This is a genomic window from Streptomyces sp. NPDC042638, assembly GCF_040647235.1.
In the GTDB taxonomy this organism is placed as follows: Bacteria; Actinomycetota; Actinomycetes; order Streptomycetales; family Streptomycetaceae; genus Streptomyces; species Streptomyces rameus.
The window spans coordinates 6,197-30,928 of the sequence record NZ_JBEZBT010000035.1; the positions used below are offsets into that span (position 1 = coordinate 6,197).

The following is a 24,732-nucleotide window of genomic DNA, read 5'->3' on the forward strand; positions in this document are numbered from 1 at the left end:
CAGAGCAGCCGGCTGTTAACCGGCAGGTTACTGGTTCGAGTCCAGTCGGGGGAGCTTCGGTCCTCCGTAGCTCAATTGGCAGAGCAGCCGGCTGTTAACCGGCAGGTTACTGGTTCGAGTCCAGTCGGGGGAGCGCTGAACGAGGACCCCTCAGGGGTCCTTTTTCATGTCCGCGGGAACCGCCGCGCCTGCGGTGATGTCCTCACGGTCATGAGCAGCACGGAAGCCGACCATCCGAGGCAGGAGATCGTATGAGCGGCTATGCTGCGGCAGACGGCGCGCACACTTGTACGCGACACGCCGCTATGGGGCGGTAGCTCAGCCGGTTAGAGCAGCGGACTCATAATCCGTCGGCCGTGGGTTCGAGTCCCACCCGCCCCACCAAAGGCAAGTTAAAGAAACGTTCTGACCTGCGGAAACGTCTCTTCGGACTGCGGGATTCGGGACTTCGGCCCAACGGAGTGACCCCGTTGGGCATTACTTGGGTAGACGCCTGGGTCTGCAGTTGCCCTTGGGGCTGTGACCTGCGGTGATGTAGTGGCTGGCGGGGCGGCGGGCTGGAGTGGAAGCGCGCCCAGGGGACGCTCAGGGGACACGAGGTTCCGGAACTGCGGTGCGGCTTCGCGGTGCACTTCTTGCTTGGGCTCTCTCGCCGTCACGACCAGCTCCGCGCGGACGCCCGCGGCAGGGCCGCGTCCTTCGGCTCGGGTACCCCGCCGCACGCGGCCGCGCACGAGTGGACGGCAGGAGTCGCCGGGCCTCCGCGAGCCCCCCCATCCGCGGTTGAATATGCGGTGTGGCACGGAAAGTTGTGGGGTTCGGCGAGGACGATCTGCGGGCGCTGGCCGGGGTTCGGTCCTTCGAGCGGGGGCTGGGGTATCGGGACGCGGTGAGCGGTCTGGAGGTGGGGGAGAGCTCGGTCACCGCCGTGGTGCACGGTACGGATGTCTACGAGGTGGAGCTCACCCTGGCCGGGGACGACGGGCTCTCGGGGTGGTGCGACTGCCCGTACGGGCAGGAGGGCAACTTCTGTAAGCACTGTGTGGCGGTGGGGCTGACCGTGCTGCGGCGGGCAAAGACGATCCCGCGTCAGCGGGCCGCGGCACAGGCACGGGCCTCCGGCTTGGAAGCGTGGCTGACTGCGCTGTCCCGGGACGAACTCCTGACCCTGGTGCGGGAGCAGATCGCCGAGGACCGCGGGCTGCGCCGGCGTCTGGAGCTGCGGGCCGCCGCGGCTCGTTCCGACCTCGGTACGGTCCGGGAGCGGATCCTGGTGCTGATCGATCCGCGGCCCTTCGCCCGGTACGGGTACGTCGAGTACGCCGATGCCCCCGGGTATGCGCAGCAGGTGGCAGAGGCGGCGGCCGCGCTGCGCGAGCTGACCGCCGACGGTCGGGCGGCGCAGGCGGTCGGTCTGGCCGAGGAGGCGATCCGGGTGCTGGGGGAGGCGTACGGGGAGATCGACGACTCCGACGGTGTGGTGGGGCAGGCCGCCGCCGCGGTGGCCGAGGCCCATGTGGAAGCGTGCGGAGCCGCGCGCACCGATCCGGAGCGGCTGGCCGAGTGGCTGGTCGGCCAGGTGCTCGGCGACGGCGGCGGGCTGACGGATCTGGACCCGCTGGACTATGCCGAGGTGCTGGGGCCGAGTGGGCTTGCCCGCGTGCGGCAGTTGGCGGCCGAGGCACTCAGACGCAGGCCGACGGGGTGGGCGGCGCGGTATCTGATGGAGCGTCTGGTCAAGGCGGAGGGCGACATCGACGCGCTGGTCGCCCTGTACGCACAGGACCTCGACCCGTCCGGTGCCACCCACCTGCGCATCGCCGAGGAACTGGAGTCCGCGGGCCGCGCTGACGAGGCGCTCACATGGGCGGAGCGCGGACTTCGGGACTGTGCCGCCGAGACGTACATCGAGGGCCGCCTGGTCGACTACGTGTGTGCCCGTCACGCGAAGGCGGGGCGGCATGCCGACGTGGCCGGCGTGCGCCGGGACCGGTTCCGCACCGAGCGGTCCCTGGCCGCCTACCAGCAGCTGCGCTCTGCCGCTCAGGCCGCAGAGTGCTGGGGGGCTGAGCGCGTGGCCGCGCTGGCCGCGCTGAGGGAAGACGCCCGCCGTGAGCGCGGCGGCCGGTACGGCGGGCCCGTGCTGATCGACGCGCTGCTCGATGACGGCGATGCGGACGCGGCCTGGCGCGAGGCCGAGGGCATCGCCGACGACCGGCAGTGGGAACACCTCGCCGACCTGTCGCGCGAGACGCACCCGGCCGAGGCGCTCGCGGTCTACCTGCGGCTGGTCGAGAGGCTGAAGGAGCCGACCGGTGACCGGGTCTACGAGCACCTGGCGCGGCTGCTGCAGGGTGCCCGTGACTGCCATCGTGTGCTGGGGACGCAGGAGGCGTTCACCGGCTGTCTCGCCGGCCTGCGGGCGGAACTGAAACGCCGGCGCAAGTTGATGAGCATCCTCGACCGGTACGGGCTGTGAAAGGGGGCCCGATGCCCGCTCACCGCGTGCCGGACTGTGCTTCTCAGTCCCTGACGTCGATCATGCGTACGGGCTGTCCGGTCGCACGGGCGATCGTCTCGAAGTCGCGGTCGTAGTGCAGCAGGGTCAGCCCCGCCTCTTCCGCGGCGGCGGCGACCAGCAGGTCGACGGGTCCCGCGCTGCGATGCTCGCCCTTGGCGGTGAGCAGTTCCTGGACGACGCGTGCGCGGCGGTAGATGCCGTCGGGCATGGGGCACCAGGTGTAGTGGGCGTTCAGCGTGCGCTTCACGCGTTCTCGGTCTGCCGCCGAGCGTGCGGAGTAGAGGACTTCCAGTTCGGTGATGTCGCAGAGGGCGACGAGTCCCGCGCCGATCCTGTCGTCCCACTCGGCCGTGCTCTGGCCGAGGAGGACGCGGGCGAGGGCGGAGGTGTCGATCAGGTAGTCGGCGACGGTCACGCATCCGCTCCCGCGCCGCCGGCACCGTCCGGCTCGCCGGTGGACCGGTACTTGCTCTTGTCGAGGAGAACGTCCATGTCCAGGGCGCCCTCGGCGACCAGTTCGCGGGCCTCTCCGAGAGCGCGCAGTCGCCGGTAGCGGGCGGTGACCTCCCGCAGGGCGGTGTTGATGGTGTCGCGCTTGGTCGTGGTGCCGAGCTCCTTGGCGGCAGCCTCCAGGGCCTCGTCGTCGAGATCGATCACGGTGCGGCTCACGGCGCCCCCTTATATATACAGCCTCATATATCAATATACCTGATCGAGTATGCCTGGGCGGGGGTTACTTGTTCCGAGTCGTCTGCGCATGGCAGCCCAGCGCAAGGGTCTGGCCGGAATTGCCGCTGGAGAGGTCTCATCGGGAAGAATGCCAGGACGATGACGTCACGCCCTGCGGAACCGGACCGCATCCGCCCCGACGAGGCCGCCGCATCCGCGGATTCCTCCACCGAGACCTCGTACGCCCCGTTCGCCCACCTCACCGCACCCAACGCCGCCCTCTACCGCCAGGTGATGCGTGTGTTCCTGCTGGCCAAGGAGCGGTTCGCGGTGCATCTGCGGCCCGAGGACGTGCACGCCGCGCTGCCGTCGGAGCACCGCCCCGCCGCCCCGGACGCCGTGGTCAAGGCGCTGGACAGCCTCGTCGGGTGGGGCAATCTGCGGGCCGATCCGGACACCTCCAGGGTCACCGCGGTCGAGGACTTCTACCGCAGGCGCTTCATCTACCAGCTCACCCAGGCCGGCGAGGCCGCGGAACAGGCGCTGTCCGTGTACGACGAGGCGCTGGGGCGGCGCGGCGCGCTGCAGGCGGTGGCGCTGCACGACATCGTCACGCAGCTGCGCGCCCTGCTCGTGATCGCCGCCGAGCACGAGGAAGGCGAACCGGATCCGGCCAAGGCCCACCTAGCGCTGTCCACGCTGACGAACCGGTTCGAGGCGCTGGCGGAGAACGCGCGCGCCTTCATGGGGTCGCTGCAGCGCACCATCGACCTGCACGGCGTCGAGGTCGAGGTGTTCCTCGCCTACAAGGACCGGCTGATCCAGTACCTGGAGCGGTTCATCCAGGACCTGATCACGCTCGGCGGGCGGATCGCGCGGCTCATCGGCGAACTGGAGGAGCAGGGCCGGGTCGGAGTGCTGCTGCGGCTGGCGGCGGCACGGGAGGCGGCCGACGCCGCCCCGGACGAGGCCGAGAGCGCCGAGGCGCGGGCGCGGGCGCGGTGGGCGGCGAAGTGGGCGGGCCTGTCCGCCTGGTTCGTGTCCGCCGACGGCCGCGAGTCCCAGGCCCGGCTGCTGCGCGGCCGCGCCCTCGGCGCCATCCCGCAGCTCCTCGCCGTCGTACGGCAGTTGAACGAGCGGCGGGCCGGGCGTTCGGACCGGTCGGCGGACTTCCGCACCCTGGCCCGCTGGTTCGCCGAGGCCCCCGACGCCGAGGCGCGGCACCGGCTGTGGCGCGCCGCGTTCGGTCTGTACCCGGCCCGGCATCTCACCGTCGACGCCGACACCCTCGCCGACCGCGCGGCCCGGCCGGTGGCCGCCTCCACCCCGTGGGCCGAGGCCGAGCCGCTGCGGATCAGCCCGCAGCTGCGCCGCACCGGCAGCTACGAGCGGCGCGGAAAGCCCCGCAAGGTGCAGGACCGCTCCGAACAGCGGCGGCTGCTGGCGGAGATCGCCGCCAAGCAGGCGGCGGAGATCGCCGCGGCCCGCGCCCGGCTCGCGACGGACGGCACCACCCGGCTGTCCGCGCTGGGAGAGCTCGACCCCATGGCCTTCGGCCTGTTCCTGCGGCTGCTCGGCGACGCCCTGGCCACCTGGCGGCCCGGCATGACGACGACCGTCACCACCAGCAACGACGGCACGATGGACATCCGGCTCACCGCGCTCGACGACGGTACGACGGCCGAGGTCCGCACGCCGGGCGGGGTGTTCCGCGGCCCCGACCACCTCGTCGAGATCACCGACCTGACCGCGGGTGTCCCCGCACGGGAGGCGCGATGACCACACCCCTGGGTGAGGTGCTGGACGGCCGGCGCACCGCCGAGTTCCACAAGGCCGCACGTGCCCTGCTCAAGGAGCCGCTGCTGCTCGCGCACGGCCCGGACGCCGACGCGTACCGCCTGGTCAGGCAGTACGCCGGCGAGCTGCGCGACTGGTTCGAGCGCAACACCGGCTGGTCGCTGCGGGTGGACGCGGAGGTCGCCCGGCTGCGCAAGACGCCTGGCACCCTCGCCGACGCCACCCACCCGGCCCGCGAGGCGTCCCGCGCCGGTGCGCCGTTCACCCGCCGCCGCTACGTGCTGCTGTGCCTGGCGCTCGCTGTGCTGGAGCGCGGGGAGGCACAGATCGCGCTCGGCCGTCTCGCCGAACAGGTGGTGCTGGAGGCCGCCGACCCGCACCTGGCCGCGGCCGGGTTGCAGTTCACGCTGGAGCGGCGCGACGAGCGAGGGGACCTCGCCGCCGTCGTACGGCTGCTGCTGCGCCACGGCGTGCTGCGGCGGGTCGCCGGGGACGAGGACGCCTACGTCAGTGGGACGGGCGATGTGCTCTACGACGTCCAGCGCCGTGTCCTGGCCGGACTGCTCTCCGCCCGCCACGGCCCCTCCACGATCACGGCCGACGGCTTCGAGGAGCGGCTGGACCGGCTCATCGCGGAGAGCGCGCTGGACAGCGACGAACTGCGGTTCCGGGCGATCCGTCAGAAGCTCACCCGCCGCCTCCTGGACGACCCGGTGCTGTACTACGACGAGCTGAGCGACGAGGAACTCGCCTACCTGACCCGCCAGCGCGCCTTCCTCACCGCCCGCGTCGGCGAACTGACCGGCCTGGTGGCGGAGGTGCGCGCCGAGGGCATCGCCATGGTCGACCCCCAGGACGACCTCACCGACGTACGGATGCCGGAGCAGGGCACCCACGGGCACGTCACCCTGCTGCTCGCCGAGCACCTCGCGGCAGCGGGCGGCGAGGTGAGCCGCGAGGAACTTGAGCGCCGGGTGCGGGAACTGGCCGTCGAGCACGGAGGGTTCTGGTCCAAGAGCGCCAAGCAGCCCGGCGCGGAAGGGGAGCTGGTGGAGCAGGCTCTGGCCAAGCTGACCGCGCTCGCCCTGGTCACCCGCACGCCCCAGGGCGTGGCTTTGCTGCCCGCACTCGCCCGGTACGCGGTCGGCGAGACCGTTGTCGTGGAACCGGGAGTCCGCAGCCCCCGCACCTCTCGACGAAAGGCACCGCAGCCGTGACCGCCCTGCCCCAGCCCGCTCCCGGCCGCTGGCGACCGTTGCGCATCGGCCTGGTCGACCTCTTCTACTACGACACCGAGGAGTTCTGGTTCCGCGACGGCCGGCTGCTGCTGCGCGGCAACAACGGCACCGGCAAGTCCAAGGTCCTCGCCCTCACCCTCCCGTTCCTGCTGGACGGCGACCTGTCCGCGCGCCGTGTGGAGCCGGACGCAGACCCGAACAAGCGCATGGAGTGGAACCTGCTGCTGGGCGGGGAGCACCCGCACTCCGAGCGGCTCGGCTACACCTGGATCGAGTTCGGCCGCGTCGACGCCGACACCGGGCAGGCCCATTTCCGCACGCTCGCCTGCGGGCTGAAGGCGGTCGCGGGCCGAGGCATCGCCCGCCACTGGTACGCCGTCACCGACCAGCGCGTCGGCGAGGACCTGAGCCTGCTGGACGCCACCGGCACGGCGCTGTCCCGGGACCGGCTCGCGGACGCGGTCGCCGGACGCGGCATGGTGTACGACACGGCCACCGCGCACCGCAGGGCGGTCGACGAGGCGCTGTTCGGCCTCGGCGAGCGGCGCTACGCCGCCCTGGTCGACCTGCTGATCCAGCTGCGCCAGCCCCAGCTGTCGAAACGGCCCAACGAGACCGCCCTGTCCCGGGCGCTGACCGAGGCGCTGCCGCCGATGGACCAGGCGGTCGTCGCGGACGTGGCCGAGGCGTTCCGGTCCCTGGACGAGGAGAAGGAGGAGCTGCGGGCCGCCGCCGAGGCGGAGCGGGCCGCCTCCGCGTTCCTGGACCACTACCGCCGCTACGCTCGCGTCGCGACAAGGCGCCGGGCCCGGCTGCCCCGCAGCGAGCACGCCCGCTACGAGCAGCTGCACCGCGACCTGGCCCAGGCCCGTGCCGAGCGGGAGGAGGCCGAGCGGGACCGGGCCGCTGCCGCTGAGCGGATCGCCGAGCTGGAGGAGACCGCCACCCGTCTGAAGGCGCAGGAGGCGGCCCTGCGCGAGGGCCCCGAGATGCGCAGCGCCCGGGAGCTGGAGCAGGCGGCGGCCGATGCCCGCCGCACCACCGGGGAGCTGGCCCGCGCCGAGGCCGATCGGGACGAGGCGGCCCAGGCGCACACCCGGGCGCTCGGCCGCCTGGAGACGGCCCGGCGACGCCTCGACGCGGCCGAGGAGCGGATCGCCGACACGCTCACCCGCGAGCGGGAGGCGGCAGCCGCGGCCCGGCTCGACGGCGGGCTACGCACCGACGGCGTGCCGGAGAGCGAACTGCGGCGTACGGCCGAGGAGTCCGTGGTGCGCAGGCGCCGCACCGTCGAGCACGTGGAGGAGCTGGCAGCCCGCGCCGACGAGGCCGCCGCCGAACGGCGGGCCGCCGCCCGCCGGCTGGACGAGGCCGAGACCGAGGCCGGCCACACCGCGGGGCGACAGGCCGAGGCCGAGGAGCGGGCCGCCGAGGCGGGCCGGGACCTCGTGGCCCGCGTCCGCGCGCATCTGGACGCCTGCCGGGAGCTGGCCGTCGCCGATCCGGCCGGGCTGCTGGACGGCCTCCAGGACTGGGTGACGCACTGTCAGGGCTCGTATCCCGCACGGGAACACGCGGCTCAGGCCCACCGCGAACGGGCGGCGCGTCTGGCCGACCGGACGGCCGCCCTCGGGCAGGAACTCGCCGGGCTCCGGGCCCGGTCCGCCGAGGCCGAGCGGGAACTGGCCGAGCTGGAGGCGGGCGGCCAGCGCGGCCCCACGGCACCGCACACCCGGACGCCCGGCGTCCGCGACCAGGCGCCGGGGGCGCCGCTGTGGCGGCTGGTCGACTTCCGCGAGCAGGTGCCGGCCGGTGAACGGGCCAGCCTGGAGGCCGCGTTGGAGGCCTCCGGTCTGTTGGACGCCTGGGTGTACCCGGACGGCACGGCCGTGCACGCGGACGGGCACGACGTTCTGCTGTCGCCGGGTGCCCCCCTGAGCGGGCCGACGCTCGCCGACGTGCTCCGCCCCGCCGTCGACCACGGCGACGCCCGAGCCCTGTCGGTGGGTGAGGAGACCGTCTCCCGGCTGCTGGCGGCCGTGGGTCTCGGCTCCGGCGGATCCGGTGACACCTGGGTGGCGGCCGACGGCCGCTTCCGCGTCGGGGCGCTGACCGGCGGCTGGTCGAAACCGGCGGCCGTGTACGTCGGCGAGGGCGCCCGCGAGGAGGCGCGCCGGGCCCGGATCGCCGCCCTGCGTGACGAACTCGGCGCCCTGGCGGGCGAGATGGACCGGCTCGACGCCGAGCGCGCCGACGTGGACCGGCGCCGGGGCACCCTCGACACCGAGCTGGCCGCCCTTCCCGACGACGCCGCCCTGCGCCACGCGCACGCGCTCGCCGCCGCCGCCGCCGACGCCGCGCACCGGGCTCGTGCCCGCCGCGACGAACGCTCGGCCGAACTGGCGGCCGTGTCCCGGCGGGAAGCCGGGGCCGCCACCGAACTCGCCGAGACCGCGGCGGCGGTGAACCTGCCCGCGGACCGGGCGGGCCTGGCCGCCGTCCGCCAGGCCCTGGCCGACTACGGTGCCGTCCTCGCCGCCCTGTGGCCCGCCCTGAGCGAGCGCACCGACGCGGCGCGTGCCCTGGCCGACGAACATGCCGAGACCGAGCGGGCCGGCACTCGGGTGGCCGAACTGTCCCTGCGCGCCGAGGAATCGGCGCGTCTCGCCGCCGCAGCGGACGAACGCCACACCACCCTGCGTTCCACCGTCGGCGCCGCCGTCGCGGAACTTCAGCGGCGCCTCGCCGAGACCGCCGACGCGCTGGTCGCCTGCGAGGGCGACCAGCGGCGGGCCCGCGAGGACCACACGGCCGCCGACCGGCGCGCCCATCTCGCCCAGGGGCACATCGAACGCCTGGAGGTGGACGTCCGTGACGCTGCCGCGGCCCGCGCCGAGGCCATCGCGGCGCTCCAGCGGTTCGCGGCCACCGGGCTGCTCGCCGTCGCCCTGCCCGAGGCAGCCGTACCTCCGCTCGACGCCGGGCCATGGGCCGCCACCCCGGCCGTCGCCCTCGCCCGCTCCATCGAGGCCGAACTGTCCGGAACCGATGATTCCGAGGGGGCCTGGGAGCGGGTGCAGAAGCGGCTCAGCGAGGAGTACAAGAAGCTCCAGGACGCCCTCTCCCGCGGCGGCCACAGCGCCTCCGCCCGGATGGCCGAGGAGGGCATGGTCGTCGAGATCGTCTACCAGGGCCGTCAGCGGGCCGTCCCCGAGCTCGCCGAGGCCCTCGCCGCGGAGGTCGCCGAGCTGACCCGCATCCTGTCCGCGCACGAACGCGAAATCCTCGAAACCCACCTCCTCACCGAGGTCGCCGGCACGCTGCAGGAGCTGATCGGCGCCGCCGAGCGCCAGGTGCGGGCCATGAACGCCGAACTTGAGGAACGGCCCACCTCCACCGGCATGAGGCTGCGCCTGGTCTGGCGCCCTTCGCGCAAGGCTCCGGCCGGCCTCGCCCAGGCCCGCGAGCGGCTGCGCCAGTCCGCCGACGCCTGGACGCCCGAGGACCGGGCCGCGGTCGGCGAGTTCCTGCAGGCCGAGATCGCCCGCAGGCAGGCCGACGACACCGCGGGCAGCTGGCTTGAGGTGCTCACCGCGGCCCTCGACTACCGCGCCTGGCACGAGTTCGGCATCGAACGCCACCAGCACGGCAAGTGGGTCCCGGCCACCGGGCCCGCCTCCGGCGGCGAACGGGTCCTGGCCGTGAGCGTGCCGCTGTTCGCGGCGGCCTCCTCGCACTACGCCACGGCCGCCCCGCACGCCCCGCGCCTGGTCACCCTGGACGAGGCGTTCGCCGGGGTCGACGACGACTCCCGCGCCAAGTGCCTTGGCCTGCTGCACGCCTTCGACCTGGATGTGGTGATGACCAGCGAACGCGAATGGGCCTGCTACCCGCAGGTTCCCGGCATCGCCATCGCCCAGCTCTCCCGCGTCGAGGAGATCCCGGCGGTCCTGGTGACCCGATGGGAATGGGACGGAGCCGAACGGGTGCGGGGTACGGAGCCGGGCCATGGGCTCGTGTCCCTGCCCGCGCAGGCCGTCGCCTCCACCGCTGAGGGTGAGGACGCCCTGTGGCCGTGAACGACGGGCGGCCCCCGGCGCCCGTCGACCGCGACCGCCTGGCCCGGCTGCTCGGTGGCCCGGACCTGGCCTGGCTGGTCGACCGCGTACGCCGCCGCATGGCACGGGAGGAGCCCCTGACCGGGCCGGTCACCCTGGCCGACCCCACCCCCGCGCAGCGCGCCGCCGCCGAACGGCTGCTGGGCCGTGCCCCCGGCGCCGGACGCTCGCTCAGCGTGCGCCTCGACACCGTGGACGCCGTCCTGCGCCGCTCCGGCGCCAGCCCCGGCGGCCTGGGCTCCGCCGTCACCGCCCTCACCGGACCCGTCGCCCGGGTCGCCGACGTTCGCGAGCGGGAGGAGCAGGCCTGGCGGGACGCGTACGCCCCGCTCGACGAGCTCATCCACACCCACAGGCCCCAACTGGCCGGCTGGGCCGAGCGGCTGCGCGCGGACGGCCTCGTACGCCGGCTCGCCCGTACCCCGCAGGCGGCGAAGAGCCTTCTGGGCGGCACGGCCGAGGCCCTGCGTCGGCTGCCCGCAGACCCGGCCGTCTCCCTGTCCGTTTTCGCCGCCGCCACCCTCAACGACGCCCACGCCCTCGACGACGGCACCCCGCTCGCCACCCTCGTCCTGTCCGGTGCCCGCGCCCTGACCGGCTTCCCGGACGGCAGCGGAGCCGAATGGCGCCGCGAGGCCTGGGCCTCCGCCGGGCTCCTCAGGGACGCCCTGTCCGCCACGGTCCTGACCCTGGGCCTGCACGGCTCCCCCGCCCTCGACTGGGCGGCCGGCGAGGGCGAACCCGCGGTCCTGACGCTACGGCAGCTCACCCGGCAGCCGCCGCGCACGGCACCTGCTGTCGTCCGCGTCTGCGAGAACCCGGCCGTCCTGGCCGTCGCGGCCGACACCCTGGGCACCGCCTGCCCGCCGTTGGTCTGCCTCCAGGGCCAGCCCTCGGCCGCCGCCCTCACCCTGCTGCGCCACCTGCACGCCCAGGGAACCGCGCTGCGCTATCACGGCGACTTCGACTGGGGCGGACTGCGCATCGCATCCGCCCTGCTGCGCCGCGTCCCCTGGCACCCCTGGCGCTACACGGCCGCCGACTACCGTGCCGCCGTCGCGGCCACACCCCTGGCCCCGCCCCTGACCGGCACGCCGACCACCGCCGCGTGGGATCCGGACCTGCCCGCCGCCCTCACGGAACTCGGCGTGCGCATCGAGGAGGAGACGGTACTCGACGACCTGCTGACCGATCTCGGCCGGTGAGCGGGGCGGCTACGGCGCCGTAGCCGTCTCACCGCGTGTCCCAGGCTCCCCACCACGGGGAGGCTTCCAGGACCGCCAGGGGACACGCAGGGGACGGAAGGACCCGGAAAGATCAGGAAGGCCGGCACAGAGCCAGAACAGCAAAGTGCCTCTGACCTGCTGCTATAGGAAGATCGAGGTAAGAGCGGGGACGGATCGGAAGATCCGAAAAGGACTCATAATCCGTCGGCCGTGGGTTCGAGTCCCACCCGCCCCACCGAAGCGCTTCGGTGCAGGAACGTTTTCACCTGTGCCGAAGCGTTAACCCCCGGCGGTCGGCAGGGGTTACGGCGGCTTGGAAGATCATTCGCTCGGCCGGGGCTCCGCCGCAGTGCAGGCGATCACCGTGGACACGCGAGGGCCGGGCCGGCCGGCGCTGGACGTCGGTGATCGACGCCCGGCAGTCGTGGTGATCAACCTGCCGCCGCGAGGCCCCGGCCTCCCCGCCCGGGATCACATGAACGGGGGCGGGAACTCCTCTGCCCGACCACCGGCGTGACGCGGCGTCAACCGCCGGTGCAAGAGACCGCCCTCCGAGCGCGTCGGCCCCTGGTCACCGGGCGGAATCCGCCATCCTGTCAGCACGCGGCCCTGTCCGGATCCGTCGCGCCGGGACCGCCGGGGGACTGTCCGGCCGGCGTCGCGGTCCCTACGGTGGGAAGGCAACCGCCTCCTCGTGTGCCGCCGCCGCGGGCCGCCCACGGGCCGGACCCGGAAAGGAGAACGGCCCCATGACACCTCCGCCCCGGGCCGCTCACGGCACACCGGACGCCGCCCCGCCCGGGCCGCCGGCCACCACCGCCGGCCCCGCCCTGCTGCGCGAGGCGCGCCGGCTGGCCCCCGGAGCGGTCGCCCTGCGGCGCGCCCTGCACCGCGGCCCCGAGCTGGGCCTCGACCTGCCGGCCACCCAGCGCCTGGTGCTGGACGCGCTCGACGGCCTCGGCCTGGACATCCGCACCGGCCGCGCCCTGTCCTCCGTGACCGCGACCCTCACCGGGGCGGCCGACGGGCCGACGATCCTGCTGCGCGCCGACATGGACGCGCTGCCCGTCACCGAGGACACCGGGCTGCCGTTCGCCTCGCGCACCCCCGGGCTGATGCACGCCTGCGGGCACGACGCCCACATGGCGATGCTGGTGGGCACCGCACGGCTGCTCGCCGGGCGGCGTGCCGCGCTCGCCGGGCGGGTGGTGTTCATGTTCCAGCCCGGCGAGGAGGGCGAGCACGGAGCCCGTCACATGATCGAGGAGGGGGTGCTGGAGGCGTCCGGCAGCCGCGCCGACGCCGCCTTCGCCCTGCACGTACAGCCCACCCTGCCCGCCGGCACGGTGTGGCTGCGCCCCGGGCCGCAGCTGGCGGCCTCCGACCGGTTCCGGGTCGTCGTCCGGGGGCGTGGCGGGCACGCCTCGGCGCCGCACACCACCTGCGACCCGGTGCCGGTGGCCTGCGAGATCGTGCTGGCCCTGCAGACGATGGTCACCCGCAGCCTGGCCGCCGACGACAGCGCCGTCCTCAGCGTGACCCGCCTGACCGCCGGCACCGCCACCGGCGTCATCCCGGACACCGCCGAACTGGGCGGCACCCTGCGGACCCTGGCCGGGCCGATCCGGCAGCGGCTGCACGAGGCGATCGCCCGGGTCGCCCACGGGGTGGCCGCGGCCCACGGCGCGACGGCGGAGGCGATCGTCGAACCCGGCTATCCGGTCACCGTCAACGACACCGCCTTCACCGAGCTGGTCCTGCGCACCGCCGCCGACACGCTCGGCACCGAGGCGGTGGACGTCCTGCCGGCCCCTCAGATGACGGCGGAGGACTTCTCCTACGTCCTGCGGGCCGTACCCGGCGCGCTGGCCTTCCTCGGCGCGTGCCCGCCGGACCTGAAACCGCACGAGGCCCCCTCGCTGCACTCGTCCCGCATGGCCGTCGACGAGGACGCGCTCGCCGCGGGCATCGCCTGCGAGGCCGCCGTGGCCCTGGCCTTCCTCGCCGGCCGCACCGGGGAACCGGCCCGGTGACCGCCTCCGGCACATGGGCCGCCCGCGCCGGCGGACGGGAACAGGCCGAGTCGGGGAGGCCTCGGTTCACCTGCCCGGCGGTCCCTCGCCCCCGGCCCCGGCCGTACCGGGCGCCGGGCATGGACCGGTCAGGACGGCGGCCATACTGGACCGCATGGAACGCATCGGGGGGTACCTCGTCGAACGGAAGCTCGGCGAGGGCGGCATGGGGACGGTGTATCTCGCACGGACGCGCGGCGGCCGGGCCGTCGCGCTGAAGGTGGCCAAGCCCGAGCTGGCGGCCGACCCGGTCTTCCGGGAGCGGTTCCGCAGCGAGGTCGAGGCGGCCCGCGCGGTGGGCGGCTTCCACACCGCGCCGGTGGTGGACGCAGCCCTCGACGGTGACCCGCTGTGGCTGGCCACCGCCTACATACCCGGACCGACCCTCTCGGAGCGGCTCGCCGCCGAGGGCGCCATGGACGAGCCGCGGCTGCGGGCGCTGGGCGCCGCGCTCGCCGAGGCGCTGGAGTCCATCCACTCCTGCGGCCTGGTGCACCGCGACCTCAAGCCGGGCAACATCATCATGGCCGACGACGGGCCGCGCGTCCTGGACTTCGGCATCTCCCGGGCCGTCGAGTCCGGCCGCCTCACCGCGACCGGCACCGCCTTCGGCACGCCCGGTTTCCTCGCGCCCGAGCAGGCCCTCGGCCACGATGTGACCGGCGCCGCCGACGTGTTCGCCCTCGGTGCCGTGCTGGTCGCGGCGGCGGGCGGCAGCGCCTGGGGTGAGGGTACGCCGATGGGTCTGATGTACCGCTCCGTGCACGAGCCGCCGGACATGACCGCCGTACCCCCCGCGCTGGCGGACGTGGTCGCGGCGTGCCTGGCCAAGGAGCCCGCGGACCGGCCCACGCCCGGCGCGCTGCTGGACCTGCTGACGGACCCGGCCCCGGCACCGGGCGGGCCGGGCACACCGCCGAACCCACGGGCGGACACCGCCCCCGCGCGGCCGGTCCCCGCGCCCTCACCGGCGTTCGCCGTGCCCCCGCCGCCCGCCACACCCCCGTACCGGCAGCCGGTGCGGACCGCCACGCCCCCGCACCCGCCCGCGCAGCCCGCCACGCCCCCGCACCTGCCCGCGCAGCCGGCACCCTACGGCTTCGGGCCGCCGATCGTGTACGGCAACCCGTACGCCGGTCCGGACCCGGAGGTGGTGCTCGCCGACGACGGCGCCGGTGTCGTCGTCAACGCCGCCGGAGTGCTGCTCGAACTGGGCGGTGCCACCGCGGACTTCCCCTGGCACGAGATCGCGCGCGTCGAACGCAGCTGGCGCGGCCACCGTCTGACCGTCACTGTGCGGCTGTGGGACGGCGGTGTGTACTCCTGCGAGCTGAACGCCCGCCGTCAGGCCCGGCTCCGCGCCTGGCTGGCCCAGCTCGACCCGGTCCTCGCCCGGTATCTGACCCGGTAGCGCGGGCGGCCCCAACCGTCTCGTCGAGCACATGACTTGAGGCGTACAGGCTTGAACAGGTCAACTCCTGGGCACGGACCCCCTACCGGTGCCCAGCGCCGGCCGGTGTCAGCAGGAGGAGGGCGTCATGGACCGTCGGATCCGGGTACGTGTCAGCCGGCGGCCCTCCGCCCCGCGCGGGCAGGAGATCGACCGCCGGACCCCGTCCGGGCGCATCCTGCCGTACTGAACCGCGCGGCGCCCACGGCACGTCGGCGCGCGGACCGCGCGGCGGGGCGCCGCCTTCAGGCGCCGCCGCGTTCGCCGAGCGGGCCGACGCCGAGATCTTCGCGCATGAGCCTGCGCATCTCGGCGGCCGCCTCGCCGCGTCGCTCCCAGCGCGCGCGGTCCTCCGGACTGCCGACGGCGGTGCCGTCGACGTAGCCGTCGCGGATACACCGCAGGCAGTGGAACACGCTGTTCGACGCCTCGACGACAGGCTGGGGCGCGATGAGCCACATCCGTTCGGACGCGACGGCGACACCCGATTCCCGGAAGGCCTCGCGCAGCGCGAGCGCCCGCTCGTCGCCGGACGGGTGCTCCCGCCCGGCCAGGGCCCGCAAGGTCTCACCGAGCTCCTTCACGGCGGTGGTGTACTGCGTGTACACGTCGAGCCGCAGCCGGAGCGCTTCCTTGGCGTCCTCGCGCTTCCACCGGTTGCGGTCCGCGATGAGCGTGGCGACGATGCCGATCGCGGCCCCGGCCAGGGTGGAGAGCAGTGGCAACCAGTCCATGCGGCCCAGGCAACCCGCCGGGGACGAGGAGCACAACCGCCCGTGCCCGAAGAATCGACACCGGCGTCACGGCGGGGTGGCCGCCGCGGCGGTCCGGCCCCGCTCAGGCGGCCAGCGGGTTCAGGACCAGCGGTTCGATCCGGCCCTCCAGCATGGCGCCCAGGCCCTGGGCCGCGCAGATGTCGGGCCGTTCGGCGATGTGCACCGGCATCCGGGTGGCCTGCCGCAGCATCTGGTCGAAACCCGGCAGCAGGGCGGAGCCGCCGACCATCGTGATACCCCGGTCGACGAGGTCGGCCACCAGGTCGGGCGGGCAGTCGCGCAGCACCTTGCCGATGCCGTCCAGCACGGCCGTCAGCGGGGTCTGGATCGCGTCGCGCACGGCGGCGGTGTCCACGCGCACACTGCGGGCGAGTCCCGTGGCCACGTCCCGGCCGTGGATCTCGGTGGACTCCGGGCCGTACGGGGTCAGGCCGTTGCCGGACAGGGCCAGTTGCAGCGGCCGTACCGACTGGGTGGGCAGCATCAGCTCGTGCTCGTGCCGCAGGTGCTGGACGATCGCGTGGTCCACGGCCTCGCCGCCCACCGGGATCCGCTCGGCGGCGACGATGGAGCCCAGCGAGAGCACCGCGACCTGGGTGGCCGCCGCCCCGCACACCATGATCATGGTGGCCTCGGGCCGCTCCACCGGCAGGCCGCACCCCACCGCGGCGGCGATCAGCGTGTCCACCAGCTCCACCCGCCGCGCCCCCAGCCCGACCAGTGTCTCGATCGTCGCGCGCTGGGCCAGCGGGTCGGCGTCGTGCGGGGCGCAGGCCGCCGCCCGCAGCCGGGGCTTGCGGCGCAGCATCCGGCGCATCTTGTCGCCGAGCAGATGCCGCAGCATGCGCTGGGCCATCTCGATGTCGACCACCGTGCCGCCGGCGACGGGCCGTACGACCTTGATGAAGTCCGGGGTGCGCCCGGTCATCTTCTCCGCGAACTCGCCGACGGCGATGAGCGCGCCGGTACGGGTGTTGATAGCGGCGGCCGAGGGCTGGTCCACGACGAGACCGGCGCCCTTCACGTACACCCGGGTACGGGCCGCGCCCAGGTCGACGGCGAAGTGGCACCGGCGCAACTGCTCCAGGCTGACGGTCACGGCAGATCCTTCCGAGTGCGCGGGCCTTGCCGGACCCGCCTGACCGGCGGGCCCACTGGCATCCTGCCGCGAGGCCGGGAGGGGGCGCCTTTCGTGAGCGGCCGGGCGGGGCGCCGCTGAACGGGGGTATTTCCCGGCCGCTGCGGTGTGTCGTCCGCGTCAGAACGCGTTGGCGGCCTCCAGCAGCGGGTCGAGGGACGACACGATGAACTCACCGTCCTCCTCGCGCAGGCGCCGCCGCGCGGCCGCGGTGGGGGCGTAGGCGATGAACCGGAGGCCGAGCTGCTGGGCGGCGGTCAGCTCGGCGACCGAGGAGCTGATCAGGACGGCGCGGCTGGGCGGCGTGCGCAGGGCGTCCAGGGCGCGCAGCAGGCAGTCGGGGTGCGGCGTCAGCAGGCCGAGGTCCTCGCGGCGGCCGTGGACGCCCGCGAGGGGCAGCCGGTAGGGCTCCAGGTAGCGCTGGGCGGCCGGGGTGGACACGTCCGTCACCACGCTGACCCGCCGCCCGGACCCGTGCAGGGCGCGCACCAGCGCGAGGGAGCGGTGCGTGGTGGGCGCGTCGGGAACGGCGGCCAGTTCGAGGTCGTCGAGGCGCGCCCGCAGCAGGGGGCCGAGCCGGTCGTGCGCGAAGGCGCGCAGCAGGTCCAGCGGATGCGCGAACGCCTCCCGGCCGGTGGCCTGCGCCACGGGCAGCGCCCGGCCCGTCAGCGCGTCCCGCGGGTCGCGGTGGTCGGCCACCACGGACAGCAGGTCGAGAACGGCCTCCCGCGCCGTGTGCGCCGTGAACAGCCGGGCGAGCGGCCCTTCGAAGCCGATCAGCACGGTCTCGGCGTCGGTGAGGCGGTCCGACAGCCGGCGGCGCGACGGAACGGGCGGCTCCGCGGTCGGCGCGGGCGCCCACTCGGGCACCAGCTGCACGGTGTACGACACCGCGAGCCCCGGCACCGGCCAGTCGGCCACCTCCGCGTTCACCGCCCGCTGGGCCGCGCCCGCGCGGCGCAGCGGATGGCGGCGCGTGATGGGGGCCGCCGCGGCGCACAGATGCGCCAGCAGGAGCCCCGGGACACCGGTGGCCTCACCGCGGACGAAGGCGACCGGATCGGCGACGCGCCACGACAGCAGCACCGCGCCCTTGAACGCGCCCTTGCCGGAACTCGGCAGCGACACGATGTGACGGGTCTCGTGCGGGGTGAGGTCGACCGAGTAGTACGTCTCCGGGCGGGGCGGCCGCGTGCCGTACGGCTGGATCGGGTCGAGCAGCGTCAGCGGGCCGTCGGGACGGGTGTGGACCACGGCGGTGCGGCCCGGCGTGGGGATGCCCAGCTCGCGCAGGTCGTGCGCGATGAACGGGCCCTGCACCAGCTCGCGTTCCCCGGGCTCGGCGGACCGCGGCCCGAGCGGGCAGTACCAGGCGGCCGGCGGGCTGTCGGCGGCGCTGTCGCGAAAGAGCGGCCGGAAGCGCTGCGAGCGCTGGGCGGCGGAGCTGGCGGCGAAGTCGTCGTACAGCGCGGGCGGTACGACGACCATGACGTCCCCGGCCGCGTCCGGCGGCGGGACGGGCGGCTGCCCGAACGTCACCCGGAGCCGCGGCGGATCGGTCAGCCGGGTGAGCGCCTGGGGGAGTTCCCGCAGGACGGCGACGAGGACGGGCAGGAGATAGGCGCCGGGCTCGACGCGCACCAGGTAGCCGTCGGGGCGGACGTCCACCGCGTACTGGCGGGGGCTGAGGGAACCGCGGACGAGGATCTCGTGGACCGCGGCCTCCAGGGTGATCCGGGCTTCCGGGCGGCCGGTGAGGTCGTCGGCCCTGAACCGGATCTCGGGCCGCTCGACGGAGGCTTCGGGTCCGGGTTCGCCCCCGGCGCCGGACGAGGGGGCACCGGGCGGGGAGGCGTCGGAGGGCCGGGGGGAGGGGCCGTGGGGGCCCTGGTGCGGACGCAGCCCGAGGAGCAGCTCGGTGCCGCGCCGCTGGGACCCGGGGCTGTCGGAGAGGAGCGCGCTCGCCGCCGTGTCCAGCTGTGCCGCGAGCGCGTCGGGGCCGCCGCGGTCCAGGGCCCGCACGATCCCGCCGAGCGCCCGCAGCGTCCTCGCGCGCTCCCCGTGGACCAGGGGCGCGGAGTCCAGGCAGGTCAGGACCGGTCCGTCGGGAGCGAGGACGACGGAGTGCGCGCTCAGCACGCCGCGCGGGCCCTCCTGCGCGTGCAGTGCGACGGCCGCCTCGGCGAGCCGCGGGAGCAGGGCGCTCACCTCGTCGGCGGACAGGGCGCCCGAGGGATCCCCGAGGCGCTGGTGCAGCGTCCGGCCGGTCACGAACCCCCGGACCAGATAGGGGACGCCGTCCTCGAAGCCGTGGTCCAGGACCGGGGCGATCCCGGGATGGCGCAGCTCGCCCAGGCGCTGGCAGAGGCGCGTGAAGAGGCCCGGAAGGCCGCCCGGCGGATACCTGCGCACCACGACCAGGGCGCCTCCGTCCCGGGTGTCCTCGGCGACCCAGCCGTCGCCCCCGGCCGCGGTCCTGCGCACCAGCCGGTACCGCCCGGCGAACAGCTCCCCGCCGCCGTCCGCCCACAGCCGTCGCACGCTGTCCTCGCTGACCGTGGCGAACGGATCGCCCTCCACGGCGGCCCCCGCACCCCGCGCGGACGGGACCGACGCCCGGAACTCGCCCGGCGCCCGGCCCGCCCTGCGGTCGATGAACTCGCCCATCCGTCCGAGGAGTTCGGCGGTGCGGTTGCGGTCGGTGCGCGGCAGGCCGAGCAGCAGCAGCTCCCGTACGCCGTCGCGGAACGCGTACGAGCCGGGCGCGCCGCCCGGGACGGTGGTGAGCATGCCGCTCAGCACGACCTCGGCCAGATGCCGGGGGCGCGGATCCGGCTCCACCGCGGCCTGGACCAGGCGCATCACCGGCAGGTCGGGGCGCCCCACCGCGAGATGGCCGGCCAGCCGGAACGCCTCGGGGGAGGCGGTGGCGCGGAACCGCAGGACCAGTTCCTCGGCGGACAGCAGGCCGACGTCCGTACGGTCCTCGGCGTCCGCCGGCAGCGGCCGGCCCAGCCCGGCGACCGCGCCGGGGAACTCCGCTCCCCCCGGCGCGGTGAGCAGCGCGGCCCAGTGCGCCAGCCACCGCGGCTCCGGCTCCAGCACGGGGAGGGGCACGGCACCCCCGGCCACGGCGGACCCGGGCCGCCCGTACGGCTCGTGCTGCCCGCACCCCTCGAACTGCTCGTGCGGCCCGTCCCCCTCGTAAGGGGTGAACGTGAGCGTCGCCGTGGGAGCCGCCGGGTGCGGGGCCGACAGACGGCCGGGGGTGGTGGGCAGGGCCGTGTCCCGCCACAGGTGCTCCGGGAGCGGCTGTACGACGGCCAGGGGCATCCGGCGTGCCCAGCGGTGCAGGGTGGCGTACCAGCGGGTGCCCGCGGGGCCCTCCCGCCACTGCGGGCCCATGCAGTCGCTGATCAGCAGGGTGACGGTCCGGCCGTCGGCGGGGGCGAGCGCGTCGGGACCGCGCACCGTGCCGTCCGCGCCGGCGCGGTACAGCACGACCGTGCGGAACGTGCCCGACTGGGCCAGCACGGTGTGCAGTTCGCGGACCAGGGGGCGCCAGACGGGCATGGTCGGACCGGCGTCGTACACCAGGTTCAGGCGCAGCCAGCGCTCGCGCGCGGGGCGCAGGACCGGCAGCCACCACGCGGGGTCGGCGCCGAGCCGGGCGATGCGGTCGGCGGTCGCCCGTTCGTCCAGCTCGTGGCCCACCGGTGCGTCGATCCGGCGGCCCAGCGGGCGCAGCGAGCGCTGCAGCGCGAGCGGGTGGCGCAGCATCGGGGGCGCCGGCGCCAGCAGGGCGGTGTGGGACCGGTGCGCCGCGCGGGCGGGACGCGGGGAGGGGAGGTGCAGGGGGACGCGGGCCGGTGGCGCGGGGGCCCGGGCGGGCTCCGCCTGCGGTGCCTCCGGTTCCTTTGGCGGGGACGGCCGGGGCGGCGGTACCGGCGGCCCCTGCTCCGCTGCCCCGGTCCCCTCGGGTCCGCGGCCGTCGGCGCCGGGTTCCATGTGCCGGGCGAGCCACAGCAGTTCGGCCAGTTCGCGGGGGGTCGGGCGCACGCCGTCGGCCGCCTCGGCCAGGATGTCGGCCAGGCGGACCAGGGGGTCCGGGGAGCCGGGGGGCTCAGAAGACATCGGACTGCGCGCTCTGCCCCAGGTACGGCATCAGCTGCTCGGCCAGCCGGTCCAGGGACTCGGCGTCCAGGTCGGCGGAGCGGGCCAGGTAGATCGCGTTGAGGAGCTGGTCGGTGGCCAGGTCGCCGACGCCCGAGCGGGACAGGAAACGCTCGATCAGGGTCCGCGCGTAGGTGTCGGGTTCCCCCAGGTGGGCCCGGACGATCTCGGCGAGGTGCCGGTCGTCCGGCTGGCGCAGGTGCAGCGTGACGCAGCGGCGCAGGAAGGCGGGCGGGAACTCGCGCTCGCCGTTGCTGGTGAGGATGACGAAGGGGAAGGCCCGGCAGCGGACCCGGCCGTGGGCCACCGGGACCCGCTCGTCGGTGCCGTCGGCCAGCACCTCGGCGATGCCGTCCGGCGCGAGCCGGGAGGCCCGCACCAGCTCGGGGATCTCGTACTGGCCCTCCTCCAGCACGTTCAGCAGGTCGTTGGGCAGGTCGAGGTCGCTCTTGTCGATCTCGTCGATGAGCAGCGCGCGGGGCCGGGCGTACGGCAGGAGGGCGGTGCCCAGCGGGCCCAGGCGCAGATGGTGCTCGATGCCCGACCGGTCGTCCGTGCCCGGCGCCCGGTCCTGCCGGGTGGCCTCCTGCCGGGCCGCGTACAGCCGCGAGAGCGGGTCGTACTGGTAGAGGCCGTCGTGCAGCGTGCTGCGGCTGGTGATGTTCCAGCGCAGCACCGGGCCGAGCCGCAGCTCCCGGGCGACCGCGTACACGAGCGAGGACTTGCCGGTGCCGGGCGGGCCGGTGACCAGCAGCGGACGGCGCAGGTAGAGGGCCGCGTTGACCAGCTGGACCGTCTCCCGGGTGGCCTGGTACGTCTCGGCGCGGTGGGTGCGGTCGGGGGAGACGGCGGAGGCGTCGGCGGTCGCGTCCGGTGCCGGGAGCAGCGGCCCGCCGTCGAAGGCGCGCCAGGGCGGCGGGGCGGGCAGTTCGGTGATGCCGTCGTGCGGCTCGTTCGTACCGGTGTAGACGGGCCACAGGGGCATGGGCTCTTCTTCTCCGTGGGGGGGGCGGTGGGTGTGCGGGCGGAGGGCGCGGGGGCGGCGGTCGTGCGGGCGGTCAGGCGACGGGTGAGTGCAGGCTCGCGGTGGTCTCCGGGAAGCAGCGCGGGTCGTCCCAGAGCAGCTGCAGGTCTCTCGCCCAGTGCCGGTCCGGCTCGTCGGCGGCGTCCGCGGTCAGCCGCAACGACATGATGTGCCGGGGGAGTTCGGCGGGCGGGACGCCGGCGACCGAGGCGGTGAGCTGGTCGAGGAAGGCGGTGCCCGGGCAGGGCGGGGCCGCGGGCCCAGGACCGGGGCAGGACGCGTCCGCGTGGGCGGTGCACCCGGAGCCGGTCCGGGGCCACAGCAGGACCGGTACGGGCACGGTGAGACCGACCTCGAAATGCCGGCGTGCCGTCGTGGGCGGGGCCGCGAAGCCGGCCAGTCCGGCCTCGCTGTCCCACAGCCGCTTGCGCAGGCTCGGCGGCCGTTCCTGGGTGCCGCACTCGACGCGGTGCACCTCGGCGTGGCCCCGGGAGTCGAGCTTCTGCCACTTCTTGTGCAACTGGTGGCGCAGCCGGCCGCTGTGGTGGCGTGCGCGGTCGGTCACGACGAGGGGGTAGGCGCAGCCGAGGGGCGTACTGTCGTCCGCGCCGCACTCCCAGTGCGCCACCGCCTCGTTGAGCCACTCGCGCGGCAGGACGAACGTCACCAGCTCGTCGGCGTCCGGGGAGAGGTGGGCGACGGCCTCGTCGATACGGCTCTGGACGTAGGCCCGCACCCCGGTCCGGGGCAGCCGCCGGGCACCCACCGGCCGGCGCCGCCCTTCGCGGTACGCGGACACCTCCACGGTCACCTGGTCGGGACCGGCGCCGCTGTGATCGATCTCGACGACGACGGGGGACCAGGCGGGCGACGCCGAGGGGGAAGACGGGGCCGGCGAGGCCGGCGGGAACGCCGAGGCGGCCGGGGACGCCGGTGACGGCGGGGCGGGCGACGGAGACGACGGGCCTGCCGGTGTCCGGGGCCGTAACGCCGTCGCCGGGTCCAGCAGTTCGTGGAGCCGGTCGGCGAAGCGGCACACCGCCTCCGGATCCGGGACCTCCCACTGCACATAGCCGGCGGCCGCCCACAGGGAGGGGAAACCGCCCGCGGGCAGGGGCGGCCCGAAGGCGCCCACCGCGTCCACGTACAGCCGGTTCGGGTCGCACACGCGGCCGGCGTCGGCCGCGGCCCGGCGCAGCAGGCCGTACAGCCGGCGCCGGGCGTCGCCGTGGTGGCCCGGGGTGGGCACCAGCTCGCCCAGCTCGGGCCAGTACCTGGCCAGCACGTCCAGCGGCAGCATCCGGCCCTTGCGCACGTCCGGCGAGTCCGACGCCGCGGTCACCATGCCGGCCACCGTGCCGTCCGGCAGTGTCGCGGCCGCCCCGCTGAAACCGGCCACGAGCGGCTGCCCGTGCCCGTTCCACGCCACCAGCTCCAGCCACTCGCCGGCGATCAGCTGACCCGAGACGGCCTGGTACTCCGCGAGCGTGCCCTCGTCGTAGCCCTCGGGGAAGCCGTACGCGATCAGCTTCGGGTACGGCTCGGTGTACGCGGCGTCGGGTGGCGCGAAACCGGCCGGAGCGAGCGGGACGGCACGGTCCAGTTCGAGCACGGCGACATCCCCGGGATCGGTGGCCTCACCCGCCCAGCCGCCGTGGGCGACGACCGAGGCAGACAGCTCGCCCAGCTCCCGGGCGTTGGGGAAGGTGACGGTCACCGCCGCGCTGCCGCTCCACCTGACGACGTGGGCACAGGTGAGCACCCGGCGGCCGGCGACCAGGAACCCGGCCCCCACCTCGTCGCCGCAGGCGATCCGGGCGTGCCAGGCGGCGCTGTGCTTCACCGGTCGGTGGACTCCGGCCCCGGCACGCCCTGGCCCGGAACCGTCCGCGCCGGTGCGGCCGGCTCCGGTGCGGGCTGTGCGGCTGGGGCGGCGGGTCCCGGTGCGGGCTGTGCCGGAGCGGCGGCCGGCTCGGGTGCGGCCTGGTCCGGCGTCCGCCCCGGGGACCAGCTGAGCTTGACGACCAGGTGGCCCTCCGCCGACCCCTTCGCGATGACGGCACCGGCCTCCGCCGACAGCCGTACGCCGAACTCGATCTCCACCGCGTCGGGACGCAGGGTGCCGTCCCGGAAGACCCGCAGCGCGGCGGCCGCCGCCGCGCGTACGCCGTCCAGGGCCCCCTCGAAGGTGCGGGCCGCCTGGGCGGGTCCGTCGCCGCGCGAGACGAGGCGGGCGCCCGACCTGGTGGCGACGCCTTCCACCACGACCAGCGCGCCGTCCTCGGTCCTGAACTCCACCAACCCGTCCATGGCGACGCCCGCTCCCCCTCGTCCGTGACGTGTGACAACAACTCCCATGTTACGGACGGTGCTCCGGGTGTCACATCGGCGAACAGGCGTGGCGGCCCACGGTCCGAGGTTGGCGAGAACCCGCCAGGGCGTCTTCCCGTCAGAAACGGTCAACTCCTGTTCAACAACGAGCACATCACACTCGTCCCAGCACGCGACACGCTCGACACACACGAGAAGA

Annotated in this window: 15 protein-coding genes and 3 tRNA genes (1 of these 18 running past the window's edge); 10 read left to right on the forward strand and 8 right to left on the reverse strand. The window is 75.1% G+C overall.

Annotation, left to right across the window (positions count from 1 at the left end; translation table 11 throughout):
- The 4 genes from AB0B40_RS25165 to AB0B40_RS25180 all read left to right on the forward strand — a co-directional run.
- Window positions 1–54: transfer RNA gene (locus AB0B40_RS25165), tRNA-Asn, on the forward strand; it begins 119 nt to the left of the window's first position.
- A gap of 6 nt (window positions 55–60) precedes the next feature.
- Window positions 61–133, forward strand: a tRNA-Asn gene (locus tag AB0B40_RS25170).
- Between the two features lie 174 nt (window positions 134–307).
- Window positions 308–384, forward strand: a tRNA-Ile gene (locus tag AB0B40_RS25175).
- 412 nt (window positions 385–796) lie between these two features.
- Entirely contained in the window at window positions 797–2,479 is a 1,683-nt protein-coding gene (locus AB0B40_RS25180) for a DUF6880 family protein (RefSeq protein WP_345056179.1), read from the forward strand.
- A 43-nt stretch (window positions 2,480–2,522) separates the two neighbouring features.
- On the opposite strand, the gene AB0B40_RS25185 is transcribed toward AB0B40_RS25180, so the two are convergent.
- Together AB0B40_RS25185 and AB0B40_RS25190 are read right to left on the reverse strand one after the other, a co-directional pair.
- A complete protein-coding gene (locus AB0B40_RS25185) occupies window positions 2,523–2,936 on the reverse strand; it encodes a PIN domain nuclease (protein WP_345056181.1) in 414 nt (137 codons plus the stop codon).
- Window positions 2,933–3,190, reverse strand: a complete 258-nt coding sequence (locus AB0B40_RS25190) for a type II toxin-antitoxin system VapB family antitoxin (RefSeq protein WP_345056183.1) — start codon at window positions 3,188–3,190, stop codon at window positions 2,933–2,935. The genes AB0B40_RS25185 and AB0B40_RS25190 overlap by 4 nt, the downstream gene beginning before the upstream one ends.
- A 159-nt stretch (window positions 3,191–3,349) precedes the next feature.
- Here AB0B40_RS25190 and AB0B40_RS25195 point away from each other — a divergent pair, with 159 nt between their 5' ends.
- The 6 genes from AB0B40_RS25195 to AB0B40_RS25220 all read left to right on the forward strand — a co-directional run bounded on the left by AB0B40_RS25195 (window position 3,350) and on the right by AB0B40_RS25220 (window position 15,052).
- Entirely contained in the window at window positions 3,350–4,969 is a 1,620-nt protein-coding gene (locus AB0B40_RS25195; RefSeq protein ID WP_345056185.1) for a TIGR02677 family protein, read from the forward strand.
- Window positions 4,966–6,204 (forward strand): TIGR02678 family protein, encoded by a 1,239-nt coding sequence (locus AB0B40_RS25200; protein ID WP_362265685.1) that lies wholly within the window; start codon window positions 4,966–4,968, stop codon window positions 6,202–6,204. The genes AB0B40_RS25195 and AB0B40_RS25200 overlap by 4 nt, the downstream gene beginning before the upstream one ends.
- Window positions 6,201–10,304 carry a TIGR02680 family protein gene (locus AB0B40_RS25205; RefSeq protein WP_362265687.1) on the forward strand — a complete coding sequence of 1,368 codons (4,104 nt, stop codon included), beginning with the start codon at window positions 6,201–6,203 and terminating at the stop codon, window positions 10,302–10,304. Before AB0B40_RS25200 ends, AB0B40_RS25205 begins: the two co-directional genes overlap by 4 nt.
- Window positions 10,295–11,548, forward strand: a complete 1,254-nt coding sequence (locus AB0B40_RS25210; RefSeq protein ID WP_345056191.1) for a TIGR02679 family protein — start codon at window positions 10,295–10,297, stop codon at window positions 11,546–11,548. The genes AB0B40_RS25205 and AB0B40_RS25210 overlap by 10 nt, the downstream gene beginning before the upstream one ends.
- Before the next feature lie 770 nt (window positions 11,549–12,318).
- Window positions 12,319–13,602 (forward strand): M20 family metallopeptidase, encoded by a 1,284-nt coding sequence (locus AB0B40_RS25215; RefSeq protein WP_362265689.1) that lies wholly within the window; start codon window positions 12,319–12,321, stop codon window positions 13,600–13,602.
- Between the two features lie 154 nt (window positions 13,603–13,756).
- Window positions 13,757–15,052, forward strand: coding sequence for a serine/threonine-protein kinase (locus AB0B40_RS25220; protein WP_362265691.1), 1,296 nt, complete (start codon window positions 13,757–13,759; stop codon window positions 15,050–15,052).
- Window positions 15,053–15,336: 284 nt separating this feature from the next.
- Here the strand turns inward: AB0B40_RS25220 and AB0B40_RS25225 are convergent, their stop codons facing one another.
- From AB0B40_RS25225 to AB0B40_RS25250, 6 genes are all read right to left on the reverse strand, one after another.
- On the reverse strand, window positions 15,337–15,825 hold the full coding sequence (locus AB0B40_RS25225; protein WP_345056197.1) for a hypothetical protein: 489 nt from the start codon (window positions 15,823–15,825) through the stop codon (window positions 15,337–15,339).
- A gap of 103 nt (window positions 15,826–15,928) precedes the next feature.
- A complete protein-coding gene (locus AB0B40_RS25230; protein ID WP_345056199.1) occupies window positions 15,929–16,966 on the reverse strand; it encodes a rod shape-determining protein in 1,038 nt (345 codons plus the stop codon).
- A gap of 159 nt (window positions 16,967–17,125) precedes the next feature.
- Window positions 17,126–21,139, reverse strand: a complete 4,014-nt coding sequence (locus tag AB0B40_RS25235; protein WP_362265693.1) for an SAV_2336 N-terminal domain-related protein — start codon at window positions 21,137–21,139, stop codon at window positions 17,126–17,128.
- Complete coding sequence (locus tag AB0B40_RS25240; RefSeq protein ID WP_345056235.1) at window positions 21,129–22,163, reverse strand: MoxR family ATPase; 1,035 nt, start codon at window positions 22,161–22,163, stop codon at window positions 21,129–21,131. The genes AB0B40_RS25235 and AB0B40_RS25240 overlap by 11 nt, the downstream gene beginning before the upstream one ends.
- A 73-nt stretch (window positions 22,164–22,236) precedes the next feature.
- Window positions 22,237–24,045: a trypsin-like peptidase domain-containing protein gene (locus AB0B40_RS25245; protein WP_345056203.1), complete on the reverse strand. Its 1,809-nt coding sequence runs from the start codon at window positions 24,043–24,045 to the stop codon at window positions 22,237–22,239.
- A complete protein-coding gene (locus tag AB0B40_RS25250) occupies window positions 24,042–24,512 on the reverse strand; it encodes a CU044_2847 family protein (protein ID WP_345056205.1) in 471 nt (156 codons plus the stop codon). Before AB0B40_RS25250 ends, AB0B40_RS25245 begins: the two co-directional genes overlap by 4 nt.
- Window positions 24,513–24,732 lie beyond the last annotated feature (220 nt).

Coding starts and splice junctions, on each gene's coding strand:
- AB0B40_RS25215 (WP_362265689.1), top strand. CDS start 12,319: ATGACACCTCCGCCCCGGGCCGCTCACGGCACACCGGACGCCGCCCCG.
- AB0B40_RS25195 (WP_345056185.1), top strand. CDS start 3,350: ATGACGTCACGCCCTGCGGAACCGGACCGCATCCGCCCCGACGAGGCC.
- AB0B40_RS25235 (WP_362265693.1), bottom strand. CDS start 21,139: ATGTCTTCTGAGCCCCCCGGCTCCCCGGACCCCCTGGTCCGCCTGGCC.
- AB0B40_RS25200 (WP_362265685.1), top strand. CDS start 4,966: ATGACCACACCCCTGGGTGAGGTGCTGGACGGCCGGCGCACCGCCGAG.
- AB0B40_RS25250 (WP_345056205.1), bottom strand. CDS start 24,512: ATGGACGGGTTGGTGGAGTTCAGGACCGAGGACGGCGCGCTGGTCGTG.
- AB0B40_RS25240 (WP_345056235.1), bottom strand. CDS start 22,163: ATGCCCCTGTGGCCCGTCTACACCGGTACGAACGAGCCGCACGACGGC.
- AB0B40_RS25220 (WP_362265691.1), top strand. CDS start 13,757: ATGGAACGCATCGGGGGGTACCTCGTCGAACGGAAGCTCGGCGAGGGC.
- AB0B40_RS25225 (WP_345056197.1), bottom strand. CDS start 15,825: ATGGACTGGTTGCCACTGCTCTCCACCCTGGCCGGGGCCGCGATCGGC.